This is a genomic window from Microbacterium sp. H83 (assembly GCF_001650405.1).
GTDB lineage: Bacteria > Actinomycetota > Actinomycetes > Actinomycetales > Microbacteriaceae > Microbacterium.
Map to the genome: position 1 here is coordinate 42,534 of NZ_LWCU01000006.1, position 12,844 is coordinate 55,377.

General features: G+C 69.4%; 9 protein-coding genes. 2 read left to right on the top strand and 7 right to left on the bottom strand.

The annotated features are described in order from the left end of the window. Nucleotides 1–35 precede the first annotated feature (35 nt). The 4 genes from A4X16_RS03725 to A4X16_RS03740 form a co-directional block, all read right to left on the bottom strand. The gene (locus tag A4X16_RS03725) at nucleotides 36–1,193 is read right to left on the bottom strand and encodes an SseB family protein (protein ID WP_067116565.1); all 1,158 of its coding nucleotides are present in this window, start codon (nucleotides 1,191–1,193) and stop codon (nucleotides 36–38) included. 20 nt (nucleotides 1,194–1,213) lie between these two features. Next, nucleotides 1,214–3,673 carry an ATP-dependent helicase gene (locus A4X16_RS03730; RefSeq protein ID WP_067116569.1) on the bottom strand — a complete coding sequence of 820 codons (2,460 nt, stop codon included), beginning with the start codon at nucleotides 3,671–3,673 and terminating at the stop codon, nucleotides 1,214–1,216. Between the two features lie 125 nt (nucleotides 3,674–3,798). After that, a complete protein-coding gene (locus tag A4X16_RS03735) occupies nucleotides 3,799–6,891 on the bottom strand; it encodes a lamin tail domain-containing protein (RefSeq protein ID WP_067116572.1) in 3,093 nt (1,030 codons plus the stop codon). A 143-nt stretch (nucleotides 6,892–7,034) separates the two neighbouring features. Further along, nucleotides 7,035–8,021, bottom strand: a complete 987-nt coding sequence (locus tag A4X16_RS03740) for a glycerophosphodiester phosphodiesterase family protein (protein ID WP_067116670.1) — start codon at nucleotides 8,019–8,021, stop codon at nucleotides 7,035–7,037. An 87-nt stretch (nucleotides 8,022–8,108) separates the two neighbouring features. On the opposite strand from A4X16_RS03740, the gene A4X16_RS03745 reads away from it, so the two are divergent. Beyond that, nucleotides 8,109–9,029 (top strand): Bax inhibitor-1/YccA family protein, encoded by a 921-nt coding sequence (locus A4X16_RS03745; RefSeq protein WP_067116575.1) that lies wholly within the window; start codon nucleotides 8,109–8,111, stop codon nucleotides 9,027–9,029. 164 nt (nucleotides 9,030–9,193) lie between these two features. Further along, entirely contained in the window at nucleotides 9,194–9,466 is a 273-nt protein-coding gene (locus A4X16_RS03750) for a GlsB/YeaQ/YmgE family stress response membrane protein (RefSeq protein ID WP_067116578.1), read from the top strand. 173 nt (nucleotides 9,467–9,639) lie between these two features. Here A4X16_RS03750 and A4X16_RS03755 read toward each other — a convergent pair whose 3' ends face one another. The 3 genes from A4X16_RS03755 to A4X16_RS03765 all read right to left on the bottom strand — a co-directional run bounded on the left by A4X16_RS03755 (nucleotide 9,640) and on the right by A4X16_RS03765 (nucleotide 12,756). Beyond that, a complete protein-coding gene (locus A4X16_RS03755) occupies nucleotides 9,640–10,581 on the bottom strand; it encodes an L-lactate dehydrogenase (RefSeq protein ID WP_067116581.1) in 942 nt (313 codons plus the stop codon). Nucleotides 10,582–10,660: 79 nt separating this feature from the next. Continuing rightward, nucleotides 10,661–12,247 (bottom strand): glutamine-hydrolyzing GMP synthase, encoded by a 1,587-nt coding sequence (gene guaA / locus A4X16_RS03760; RefSeq protein ID WP_067116584.1) that lies wholly within the window; start codon nucleotides 12,245–12,247, stop codon nucleotides 10,661–10,663. Beyond that, nucleotides 12,244–12,756 (bottom strand): DUF3817 domain-containing protein, encoded by a 513-nt coding sequence (locus tag A4X16_RS03765; protein WP_067116587.1) that lies wholly within the window; start codon nucleotides 12,754–12,756, stop codon nucleotides 12,244–12,246. Before A4X16_RS03765 ends, guaA begins: the two co-directional genes overlap by 4 nt. Nucleotides 12,757–12,844 lie beyond the last annotated feature (88 nt).

The window sequence follows — 12,844 nt, forward strand, 5'->3', positions numbered from 1 at the left end:
GACCCTAGGGCGCGCACGACGCGCGCGGTAGCCCGTCAGTCGGTCGACGCCACGTCCAGAGCGAGCACGGGAGCGAGGGCGTCGCGCTCGATCACCATGCTCGGCCCAGCCGGATCGATGATGATGCCCGCCATCTCCGGGTGGGTCGCGAGCGTCTTCGCCAGCTGCTCGGGATCGAACGGCAGGGGTCGGTCGCCCCGACCGAGCGCGATGATCTCGAGCGGGTGCGAGAACAGCTGCAGGAAGCGCTTGCCGTCCGGTGTCTGCGCCTCGGCGATGCCGACCTGTCCGGTCTCGCCGCCGTCGTTGACGGCGACCCAGGTGCGCTTGAGGGCGAGAGCCTCTCCGAGCCGCACGGTCGAATCCTGCTCGCGCGGCGCCGCGATGATCGACTTGATCGTCATGTCGACATCGGCCTGCTCGAGCGCCTTCTGCAGGAGCTCGGTCGGGAAGACCACTCGGTGAGGAGCCGACGCGTTGTCGACGATGAGGCCCGCGAAGTCACCGGCGACCACCTGCTGCAGCACCGAGGTGACGGGCTGGGCGACGGCGGATGTGGCGGTGGGGTCCTTCTCGAGCTGCACCGAGTCGCGCACGGCGGCCGCCGAGCTGAACCCGAGCATGAACTGGCGATCGCCGTCGCGCACGACCGCCACGGAGAGGGGCTTGCCCTCGCTGATCTGCGCTCGGGCGTCGCCGTTGACCCTGATGTACAGGTGCCCCTGCAGGGCCTGACGCAGCACGCCGAGCAGCTGCTCGTTGGTGGCGCCCTTCTCGACCTCCTTGAGGGACTCGCGCAGCAGGACGTTGTCCTTCATCCCGGCCACGGTCTCGGTCTGCTCCGGCGGCAGGGCCGGTGCGAGCGGTAGTCGCCGCTCGGGCGCGGGCGCCGTCGCGGTCGGAGGCGTGCCCGGCGCGGTGATCGCGCCCGATCCGGTCGATGCGCCGGTCGCGACATCCGGGTCGGGGAGGGAGATCTCGGGCCCCGCCTGAGCGCCCACTCCGCGGAAGGCCTGCACGGAGATGCCGATGGTCGGGGTCGCCTCGGCCTCTTCCGCCGCGGGCGTGTCGGTCGCCGCGGCAGCGCCGACGGACGAGGACTCCTCCGTCTCCGACGCGGAGGCGGTCTCGATGTCGGTCGACTCGGCGACCACGTCGTCGTCGGACTTCTTGCGGCGGGAGAACAGGGCCATATCGCCCAGCCTAACCCGCGTCAGGCGGAGATCTTCTCGATCGGCGCGACCTTGATCAGCAGCTTCTTCTGCCCCGCGGAATCGAAGCGGACATGCGCGATGCGCTTCGCACCCTCCCCCGTCACGGCATCGACGCGCCCCTCGCCGAAGTCGGCGTGGCGGATGCGGTCGCCCGCGGCGAGCTCGAGGTCTCCGTTGTCGCGCATCTTGGCCGTCACCCGGTTGGGGAACTTGTCCATCGCGGTCGAGAGGGGCGTGAGCGAGTCCCGTCCCGGGAGCGGCTTGACGCCGAATGGATCGTTCGACCCGGATCCGCCGAATCCGCCGGCCCGTCGGGCGTTCAGCGCGCGGGACTGCGTGCCGCCGCGGGAGTTCACGTCACCCGGGGACTGGCGCCAGTCGATGAGGCCGGCGGGGATCTCCTGCAGGAACCGGCTCGGCATCGCGACCGACACCTCGCCGAACTGCGCGCGGGTCATGGCCAGCGAGAGGTGCAGCCTCTTGCGCGCGCGGGTGATGCCGACGTAGAACAGCCGGCGCTCCTCCTGAGGACCACCCGGCTCCCCTGCCGAGATGCGGTGCGGGATGAGATCCTCTTCGACGCCGGTGACGAACACGGCGTCGTACTCGAGGCCCTTCGCGGTGTGCATGGTCATCATCGAGACCGATCCGGACTCGTCGTCGAGGTCGTCGGCATCCGACACCAGAGCGACCTCGGTGAGGAAGTCGACGATCGTGCCCTCGGGGTTGTTGCGAGCGAAGTCGCGAGCGACGGCGACGAACTCGTCGAGGTTCTCGACCCTGGCCTCGTCCTGCGGGTCCCGGCTCGCGCGGAGGGCGTCGAGGTAGCCGCTCTTCGACAGCAGGAGGCTGAGACCGTCGGCGACGGTCGTCGGTGCGGGGACCTCGCCGGATGCCGGCAGCATGATCTCGGTCGCCTCGGCGAGCACGGCATCGAGCTGCGCGATGGCGGCCTGGATCTTCGGTCCGAATCCGAGCTCGTCCGGCACCGAGAGCGCCTGTCGGAACGTGATGCCATGCTCCTCGGCGAAGCGGGCGATCGCCGTCTCGCTGACGTCGCCGATGCCGCGGCGCGGCTTGTTGAGGATGCGGCGCACGGCCATCTCGTCGGCCGGGTTCGCCACCGCGACGAGATATGCGAGGGCGTCCTTGATCTCGGCGCGCTCGTAGAACTTGGTGCCGCCCATGATCTTGTACGGCACGGCCGAGCGGATGAAGATCTCCTCGAGCGCACGCGACTGCGAGTTGGTCCGATAGAACACGGCCATCTCGGAGTACGGCATGCCGGCCCGGCGCAGGGCCTCGACCTCGTCCGCGACGAACTGCGCCTCATCGTGCTGCGAGTACCCGGTGAAGCCGACGATCATGTCGCCGTCGCCCTTGTCGCTCCAGAGCTTCTTGTCCTTGCGGTCGAAGTTGTTGCCGATCACGGCGTTCGCGGCCGAGAGGATGTTCTGGGTCGAGCGGTAGTTCTGCTCGAGCAGGACCACCCGCGCTCCGGGGAAGTCACGCTCGAACTCGCTGATGTTGCGGATGTCCGCGCCGCGGAACGCGTAGATCGACTGGTCGGAGTCGCCGACCACGGTGAGCGACGCTCCTTCGAGCTCCGGCGTCGTCTCGGGCTCGAAGATCATCATGCCGTTCGACGCATACGGGTCGGGCGATTCGCCCGACACCGGCCGCGTGAGCTCGTGGATCAGCGCGTACTGGGCATGGTTGGTGTCCTGGTACTCGTCGACGAGGATGTGTCGGAAGCGACGGCGATAGGTGTCGGCCACCTGCGGGAAGGCGCGGAAGAGGTAGACCGTCTGACCGATCAGGTCGTCGAAGTCGAACGCGTTCGCCTTCTGCAGCTGACGCTGGTAATCGGTGAAGAGCTCGACGAAGATGCGCTCCGCCGGGTCGCTCATGTTGGCCTGGCGCGCGTACGCCTCCGCATCGGACAGCTCGTTCTTGAGCTTGGAGATGCGGGACTGCACGGATGCCGGGGTGAGCCCGTACGCGTCGGCCTCGTGCTCCTTGACCAGCCGCTTGATCAGGGCGCGCGAGTCCCCCGAGTCGTAGATCGTGAACGACTTCGTGAATCCGAACTGCTGTGCCTCGCGCCGCAGGATGCGCACGCAAGCCGAGTGGAAGGTGGAGATCCACATGCCCCTGGCGGCCTCGCCGACGATCGCCTCGACGCGCTCCCGCATCTCACCCGCGGCCTTGTTGGTGAACGTGATCGCGAGGATCTGGCTCGGCCAGGCCTCGCGCGCGCGGAGCAGCGAGGCGATGCGTCGCGTGAGCACGCTCGTCTTGCCCGACCCCGCACCGGCGACGATCAGCAGCGCGGGACCGCGGTAGGTCACGGCCTCGAGCTGCTGAGGGTTGAGACCGGCGAGGAGGTCGTACTGTCCGGTGGGTCCTGCCGGGCGAGGGCCGGCGGTTCCGGGGACGATGAGGGGGGCTTCTGTCATGGCTCTACGAGTCTAAGCCGCGCCACCGACACCGCCGTCGGCGTCTGCCCGCGTGACGCCGGGCGCACGCGGAAGGGGTGCGCGGACCGGAGCCCGCGCACCCCTCCGGTGGGTGCGGATCGACGTCAGGCCGCGCGCCGGCGCCGGGCCACGACCACCGCGCCGGCGACCAGCATCAGACCGGCCAGCACGACCGCCGCGATCGGGAGTTCGGCCCCCGTGGCGGCGAGCCCCGTCGCGGTGATGCGGATGTCGGCCCAGCCGAGGAGCGTGCCGTCTGCGGCGTACACCGCGATCCGGTGGGCGCCGAGCGCGGCATCCGTCGGGATCGTGACCGTGATCGCGCCCGCCGCGTTCAGCTCGCCGGTCGCGAGCAGCGCGGGATCCGAGTACAGCCAGACGGCGGCGCTCGTTCCGGCGTGCTCGGCGCCGACGGTCACGGTGACCTTCGATCCCCGGGCGGCGACGGCCGGGTCGACCGTCGCGTCGTTGCGGTTGTCATCGGTCAGGCCCGTGCCCGGCAGCGGCGTCTGCCCGCCGGGAGTGCCGGGGCCGCCGGGGGTGCCAGGGCCGCCCGGGTTGCCGCCGGTCGTGCCGGGAAGCGTGCCCACTCGGAGAGCCTCGGAGGCGAAGCCGTCGGCGAACCACCACACGGGTCGCTGCCCGTCGACGGACAGCGATGCCGGAGCGGTCGCGAAGCCCTCGTTGTTGATGTCCGGCATCCCCGTCGGTCGCGCGAAGTGCGCGACGCCGGGCTTGTCGGTGCCGTTCAGGCTGATCTGCGCCGACGTGCCGTGGCAGCCGTCGTCGCACACCGCCCAGAGGACGTCCAGGACGCTGTCGTAGTCCAGGGCCATGACGCCTGCGAGCCCCGGCGCGATCTCCGAGACGAGCGTCGCCTCGCCGTCCGCGCCGAGCGCGAAGGCGTAGACGTGGCCGTTGTCCTCGACCGCGACGAAGAAGAGACCGTCGCCGTGTCCGGCATAGTCGCTCGCGTCGTAGGCGGATCCGGTGTTGACGTCGAACAGCTCGCCGTCGAGAGCGGAGTCCGGCACCCACTGCACCGCCTCCATGCCGAGGTTGGCCCCCACGGCGGGAAGCAGCGCGGTGAGGTCCCACTCCTGCTGGGCGACGAGGTCGCCGGCTGCGGCCTCGGGGTCGACCTTCAGCACCACGTTCTGGTTGACGCCCTTGGCGCTGTTGTCGCGCTCGGAGGCGACATAGACGAAGCCGTCTCCGTCGACCGTGATGCCCTCGGTGTCGGGGCCCGCAGCGCCGGGCGCTCCGGCGTCCCGCTGGAAGCGGACGCGCTTGCCGTCCTCCCAGCCGGAGATCTTCGAGAACGATCCGTCGGCGCTCACGCGGAGCTTCCAGATGCGTCCCTCGCCGTTGTCGACCGCCCAGAGGAACGCGCCGTCGGCGGTCTCCTGCACGTCGAGGCCGGAGCTGTCCTCCAGGAACGCGGGAGCGGAGTCGAGCACGCGCACGTCCTGCGAGCCCGGCCACGCCGATACGGCGACCTCGCCCTCGCAGACGTTGGCGGCGCCCTTGGTGCTCTCCGCCGTCACGGCGAAGGCACCGGTGACATCGGGGCAGCGCCCCCACGTGGTGGCGGCGTGCCCCTCGCCCCAGGTCGTCGAGTCGACGAGCAGGTCGCCGTCGAAGACGCGCACGGCGTCTCCGCCGCCGAGGCCGAAGCCCAGCTGGTCGCGCTCGATCACCAGGTACCCGCCGGCCGCGATCGTCGTGCCCGCGGGAATGACGTAGGCGTGGGCGTCGTCGTCATCCTTCACGACGATTCCGGAGACGTCCAGCGCGGATGCCGTCGGGTTGACGAGCTCGATCCAGTCCTCCGGCGATCCGCCGTCCGACTCGACCTCGTTGATGCGCACCGGGTTGCCGCACGCGTTGCGCAGTCCCTTGGTGCTCGTCGCGATGTCGACGAAGTCGCCCGTGCCGTCCTCGCAGCGCGCGAGCACGCCGTCGGCGTGAGCCGGGTACACGTGCTCGTCCACGACGTTGAGGTTCGGGTCGCGCAGAGTCACGGTGTCGCCGCCGCCGAGCCCGAACTCGAAGTCGCGGAACTGGTCGAACACGAGATACGCCCCCGGCTCGAGGATCGTGCCCTCGGCGAGCGGGGTGGTCTGGACCGCGTGGCCGACCGGGTCGTCGTCCATGACCGACCAGCCCGAGACATCGACCGGGGTGCTGCCGATGTTCACGACCTCGATCCAGTCGGTGAGGTCGCCGTTCGACTCGATCTCGTTGATCACGACGTCGGGCATGACGCACGAGCCGGCGTTGGTGGCGCCGGGGGTCGCGTGTGCGAGCACGAACTCGCCGACGCCGTCGGGGCAGCGGGCGAGGGTCGCGGCGATGAAGTCGCCGTCGATCGCGGCGTGCGCCGTCCACGGCATCGTGTCGTCGATCTGGGTGCCCGTCGCATCGAACAGGCGGATGCGGTCGGCGCTGCCGATGCCGATCGGGTCGCGGAAGGCGGTCGGCACGCCGTTCACGACGCCGATCGACCCCTCCTCGACGACCAGGTACTGACCGGCCTCGATCGACGTGCCGGCCGGGAACTGCCAGCGGTGGTCGTCGGAGTTGTCGCGGATCTCGTATCCGGAGATGTCGAGCGCCGTGTCCCCCGGATTGAAGAACTCGACCCAGTCGGCCGGCTGCGAGTCCACCTCGTTGATGAGGATCGAGCCCGGGTTCGGGACGTCGGCGCGGAAGACGTTCGCCGCGCCCTTGGTCGACTCCGCCGTCTGCGCCCAGGTCGACACTCCGTCGATGTCCTGCACTCCCCACGTGACCGGGGCGTGCCCGGTCCAGGTGGTCGAGTCGACGACGACGCCCTGCGGGTCGAACAGTCGGACCGAGTCGTCCTTGCCCAGACCGAAGTCGAATCCGGTGACGCCGCCGTCGACCTGGTCGATCGCGAGGAAGGCGCCCGGTGCCACGACGGTTCCCACGGGGAACGTGTACAGGGGGCTGTCGTCCTTGTTGTCGCGGACTCCGAAGCCGGAGATGTCGACGGGCGCGGACGACGTGTTGACGAACTCGATCCAGTCGCCGGGGACGCCCCCGTCGGATTCGACCTCGTTGATGCGGATGCCGGTGTCGGCTCCGGCGGCGGAGAGCGGGACGGCGAGCAGGGCGGCGGCGCTGAGTGCGCAGACCGCCGTGGCCGCTGCCGCGGATTGCAGGCGGGACATGGGGCTCCTGGGTAGGGCTCAGACGGGTGTGAGCCCAGATCATCGGCACCCGGTGGACGGACGGCGTCCCGCCGGTGGACGGGAGGTGAACGAGCGCTGGACATTGCCGCGATCACGCCCGTCCGACCCGCTGCACCGCGTGCTCAGGAGCGGAAGAAGCCGACTCCCAGATCGGGATGATCGACGAACACGCCGTCGACGCCCGTCGCCGCGATCGCGCCCCACTCCGCCTCATAGTCGCCGTAGGCGCTCTTGCCGCCCTGGCCGCGGTACTCCGGCGACAGGAAGGCGTTCTCCGGACGGCACGTCCAGGTGAACACCGTGAGACCCCGCGCATGCGCGTCGGCGACGATCGTGTTGCCCTTCTCGAGCAGCATCCGCTTGTTCACGCTGACGCCGTCGACCACGCCGACGAGACCGTCGAGTCCGGTCGGGGTCACCGTGGCCGGGTAGGTGAGGGCCTGTCTGCCCTGGGCGGTGAGCAGGTCGAACGGCCGCCCCGTCGCCTCGATGAGATAGATGTACGACGCCGGGATCCCCCTGGCCTTGAGCTGCGCGAGCACCGTCGACTCGAAGCTCTCCACGATCAGCGGCAGCTCGCCGTCGGCCCATCCCGCCGCTCGCAGGTCCCGCTCGATGAGCGGCACCAGGTCGAGTCCGATGCTCGCGAAGTAGGTCGCATGCTTGACCTCGAGAACGACGCCGATCTCGCGTCCGTGCTCGGCGGACCCCTCCCGGACGATGTCGAGGAGGTCGATGAGGCGCAGGATCGCCTGAGAGCCGTCGAAGGAGGCGCTGGACAGGCGGACCTTCGGCAGGCGTTCGCGGCTCCGCAGCGTCGCCAGCTCATCCCAGGTGAAGTCCTCGGTGAACCAACCGGTCAGCGCCTCGCCGTCGACGCGCTTGGTCGTCTTCCGGTCGGCGAACTCCGGATGATCGGCGACGTCGGTGGTCCCGGAGATCTCGTTCTCGTGGCGGACGACGAGCACGCCGTCCTTCGTCGCCACGACGTCGGGTTCGACGGCATCCACTCCCATCGCCAGCGCGAGCTCGTACGAGGAGCGGCTGTGCTCCGGACGGTAGCCGGGCGCACCGCGATGCCCGATGACGAGGGGGGATTTCCTGGGCACGCTCACAGCGTAGAACACCCGGGCGACGGTTCCCTCCGGGTATCGTGGAGGAAAGCGACCTACAACCCCTTTGGAGTGAGGCCCACCATGAGCAATTTCGCTTTCAACAACCCGGCGTTCCAGCAGCAGGATCCGCGTAACGTCGCGACCTACCCGGGTGCGCCGCAGGGCGCTCAGGGTGCGCAGGCCGCGTCGTTCCAGCATGGGACCATGGATGCCGCCGCGAACGCGCAGCTGGAGGGCATGTACGCCGCTCCCCCGGCCGGCGCCATCGAGACCGACCGCATGTCCGTCGAGGACACCGTCTGGAAGACCGCGGGTCTCTTCGCCATCCTGCTCGTCACCGCGGCCGTCGGCTGGGTGTGGACGCTCGGCGGACTCTCCGCGCCCGAGTACAACCCGTACGGCGGCGCGGCCGTCAACATGCTGCCCTGGATCGTCGGCGCACTCGGCGGCTTCGTCCTCGCGATGGTGATCTCGTTCACCTCGCGCAAGAAGGTCCGCCCCGCGCTGATCTTCGCGTACGCCGCCTTCGAGGGACTCTTCATCGGCGGCATCTCGGCGTTCTTCGAGGTCCGCTGGCCCGGCATCGTGACTCAGGCGACGCTGGCCACGGTCGCGGTCGTCGGTGTGACCCTGGCGCTCTTCGCGAGCGGCAAGATCCGCGCGTCCAAGAAGGCCACGAAGGTCTTCATGATCGCCATGATCGGCTACCTCGTGTTCTCGCTGCTCAACCTGGTCCTGATGTGGACCGGCGTGAACCAGAACGCGTTCGGACTGTTCAGCCAGCCTGTCTTTGGCATCCCCCTCGGCCTGATCATCGGCGTCCTCGTCGTCATCATGGCCGCGTACTCGCTGGTGCTCGACTTCGACCAGATCCAGCAGGGCGTCCGCAACGGCGCTCCCCGCAAGTACGGCTGGCTCGGCGCCTTCGGCATCATGGTCACGGTCGTCTGGCTCTACGTCGAGATCCTCCGAATCATCGCGATCGCCCGCGGCAACAACTGACGCGACCTCACCTCGCTCAGGAGGCCCGCTTCCCTTCGGGGAAGCGGGCCTTCTGCCATACCTGGATGGCCGCGCGCAAGGGGTTGGCTGACAAACAGCTGAGAGGGCACAGTGGACGACACGAGCCGCGGCACCCCGCGGCTCACGAAACAAAGGAGCTGACCATGAGCTTTCTCGGATTCCTTCTTCTCGGCCTGATCGCCGGTGCCATCGCGAAGCTGATCCTTCCCGGCAAGCAGGGCGGCGGATGGTTCGTCACCCTTCTGCTCGGAGTCGTGGGCGCCCTCCTCGGCGGCTGGCTCGGCAGCCTGATCCTGAACCGTCCGCTCACGGAGTTCTGGGACCTCGGCACCTGGCTCCTCGCCATCGGCGGCTCGATCATCGTGCTGCTGATCTACGGCCTGATCGCCGGACGCGGCCAGAAGGCGCGCAGCTGACACCGCCGTTCACCGAACGCCACGAGGCCCCCGTCGGAGCTCTGCTCCGCGGGGGCCTCGTCCATTCGCTGCAGCGGTCCATCGCGTCGATGACCTGCTCGAACGGCATCTGCTCGTACGCCTCGACGGCCTCGTCGTTCGAGCGCATGATCAGCATGTCGCGTCGACATCGGCTACGCGCCGAGGGCGTCCACGGCCGCACGGATCGCATCCGCGGACGCTCGCAGCAGCCCCGACTCGAGCTCGCTCATCGGGGTCTGCCCGAGAGACACGGCACCCGTCGCGCCGACCACCGACGGCACCGACAGCGCGACACCTCGGATGCCGTACTCGCCGTCGAGCACGGGCGCCACCGGCAGCACCGCCCGCTCGTCGCGCAGGACGGCCTCGGCGATGCGCGCACAGCTGACGCCGATCGCGAGGTTGGTCGCCCCCTTGCCGCGGATGACCGTGTACGCGGCATCGCGCACCTCGATCGCGATGCGATGCAGCTCGTCGGCGGTGAACGGCTCGTCACCCGGCCAGTCGAGGATGGGCACCGAGCCGATCGTCGCATTCGACCAGAGCGGGAACTCGGTGTCGCCGTGCTCGCCCACGATGTCCGCGTGCACGCTTGCCGTGCTCACACCGGCGCGATGCGCGAGACGCCACCGGAGCCGGGACGTGTCGAGCACGGTGCCCGACCCGAACACCCGGTGCGGCGGCAGGCCTGAGACGCGCTGTGCGACGACGGTCATCACATCCGCGGGGTTGGTCACGATGAGGAACACGGCGTCGGGGGCTCGCTCGACGAGCTGCGGCATGAGCGACTCCAGCAGGCGGGCGTTCACGGCCGCCAGCTCCATACGGGTCTGCCCTGGCTGCTGCTTCGCTCCGGCGGTGACCACCACGACGTCGCTGCCGTCGACGACGGAGAGATCCGATCCGCCGCTCACCGCTGCCGATGTGAACTGGGTGCCGTGGGAGAGGTCGAGCACCTCGGCGTCCACCTTCTCCGTCGCGATGTCGTAGAGCGCCACCTCGGCCGCACTCCCCCGGATCAGCGCCGCGTACGCGACGCTCACCCCCACGCTTCCCGCACCGATCACCGTGAGCTTCGTCCGCGCCTTGGTCATACCGTCATACTGCCTGAAGAGACGCGAACGGGCACGGACCTCATGGTCCGTGCCCGTTCGGCTGCGCGTCGGGGAGCGCTCACTCCCATTCGATCGTCCCCGGCGGCTTCGACGTCACGTCGAGCACGACGCGGTTCACGTCGCGCACGCCGTTCGTGATGCGGTTGGAGATCTTGGACAGCACGTCGTACGGCAGACGGGTCCAGTCGGCGGTCATCGCGTCTTCGCTGGAGACGGGACGCAGGACGATCGGATGTCCGTAGGTGCGGCCGTCGCCCTGGACGCCGACCGAGCGGACGTCGGCGAGGAGTACGACGGGGCACTGCCAGATCTCCTGGTCGAGGCCCGCCTTGGTGAGCTCCTCGCGCGCGATCGCATCCGCTTCGCGGAGGATCTCCAGACGATCGGCGGTCACCTCGCCGATGATGCGGATGCCGAGTCCGGGACCGGGGAACGGCTGGCGGCCGACGATCGCCTCGGGGATGCCGAGCTCACGGCCGATCGCGCGGACCTCGTCCTTGAACAGCGCGCGCAGCGGCTCGATCAGCTCGAAGTCGAGGTCGTCGGGCAGCCCGCCCACGTTGTGGTGCGACTTGATGTTCGCGGTGCCCGCCCCGCCGCCGGACTCGACGACGTCTGGGTACAGCGTGCCCTGCACGAGGAACTTGACGGGGGCTCCCCCGTCGGCCTTCGCCTCCTCGACGAGGTCCAGCTGCACCTTCTCGAACGCGCGGATGAACTCGCGGCCGATGATCTTGCGCTTCTCCTCGGGGTCGGTGACGCCCTTCAGGTGCCCCAGGAAGACATCCGCGGCGTCGACCGTGATCAGACGGACGCCGGTGGACTCGACGTAGTCCTTCTCGACCTGCTCGCGCTCGCCCTTGCGGAGAAGACCGTGGTCGACGAAGACCGCGGTGAGCTGGTCGCCGATGGCCTTGTGGACGAGAGCCGTGGACACCGCGGAGTCCACACCGCCGGAGAGCGCCGAGATGACGCGCGCGTCGCCGACCTGCTCGCGGACGCGCTCGACCTGCTCGGCGATCACGTTGTCGCTGTTCCAGTCGGAGGCCAGACCGGCGCCCTTGTGCAGGAAGTTCTCGAGCACGCGCTGTCCGTGGTCGGAGTGCTTGACCTCGGGATGCCACTGCACGCCGTAGAACCCGCGCTCCTCGTTTGCGAAGGCCGCGACCTTCGTGGCGTCGGTCGTCGCCAGCACGTCGAAGCCCTCCGGGGCCTTGGCGACCTGGTCGCCGTGGCTCATCCACACGTTCTGCTCGGCGGGCTGGCCACCCAGCAGGGTGCCTCCGTCGCCGGAGATGACCGCGTCGGTCGCGCCGTACTCGCGCAGTCCCGTGTTCGCGACCTCGCCGCCGAGCGTCTGGGCCATGTACTGGAAGCCGTAGCAGATGCCGAGCGTCGGCACGCCGAGGTCGAACACCTCGGGGTCGAGACGCGGCGCGCCCTCCTCGTACACCGACGAGGGTCCTCCCGAGAGGATGATCGCGACCGGGTTCTTCTCGGCGATCTCGGCAGCGGTGGCCGTGTGCGGCACGATCTCGCTGTAGACGCCGGCCTCGCGCACTCGACGGGCGATCAGCTGCGCGTACTGCGCGCCGAAGTCGACGACGAGCGCCGGGCGCTGCTGGGTCTCGGACTGTTCGGTCAACGGACACCTTCCGGGGCGGTGATCGAGGCCTCAGCGGCCTCACGGGTGGCGAGATAGGCCTTGACCTCACGGGCCACGACGGCCTCCATGAAGAAGGACAGCAGCGGCACGACGCCGCCGAGAGCCAGGAGGATGAAGCGCGGGAACGGCCAGCGCATCAGGCTCCACATGCGGAAGCACGCGAAGAGGTAGACGACGTAGAACCAGCCGTGCGCCACGAGGATGAACAGCGAGATGTTGAAGCCGTCGCCCAGCGACGTCATCTCGCACGAGTTCGTCATCGGGGCGAACAGCGACCACCACTGGCAGTCGGGCCCCGCGATGACCCCGGCGAACCAGAGCGGTCCGCCCGAGCCTCCGGCGAAGAGCTCGAGATGGATCGGCGTGTACTTGAGCACCATCTCGGTCAGCAGCAGGAGCAGCATGACTCCGGTGATGATCGACGCGATCTGGTAGAACTTCAGCGCACCACGGATCGCCGGAAAGCTGGCGACTTTCGGTTCGGGCATGCTCCCAGTCTACGGGGCGCCGATGCGAGGCCGTTCCGGGTCGGGGTGCGGGCGGGCATGCGTCGAGGGCCGCCGGGATCGCTCCCGA

Bases quoted from the DNA above. Each gene is read 5' to 3' on its own strand.
- A4X16_RS03725 (WP_067116565.1), bottom strand. From the start codon at position 1,193: ATGGCCCTGTTCTCCCGCCGCAAGAAGTCCGACGACGACGTGGTCGCC.
- A4X16_RS03730 (WP_067116569.1), bottom strand. From the start codon at position 3,673: ATGACAGAAGCCCCCCTCATCGTCCCCGGAACCGCCGGCCCTCGCCCG.
- A4X16_RS03735 (WP_067116572.1), bottom strand. From the start codon at position 6,891: ATGTCCCGCCTGCAATCCGCGGCAGCGGCCACGGCGGTCTGCGCACTC.
- A4X16_RS03745 (WP_067116575.1), top strand. From the start codon at position 8,109: ATGAGCAATTTCGCTTTCAACAACCCGGCGTTCCAGCAGCAGGATCCG.
- A4X16_RS03750 (WP_067116578.1), top strand. From the start codon at position 9,194: ATGAGCTTTCTCGGATTCCTTCTTCTCGGCCTGATCGCCGGTGCCATC.
- A4X16_RS03755 (WP_067116581.1), bottom strand. From the start codon at position 10,581: ATGACCAAGGCGCGGACGAAGCTCACGGTGATCGGTGCGGGAAGCGTG.
- A4X16_RS03765 (WP_067116587.1), bottom strand. From the start codon at position 12,756: ATGCCCGAACCGAAAGTCGCCAGCTTTCCGGCGATCCGTGGTGCGCTG.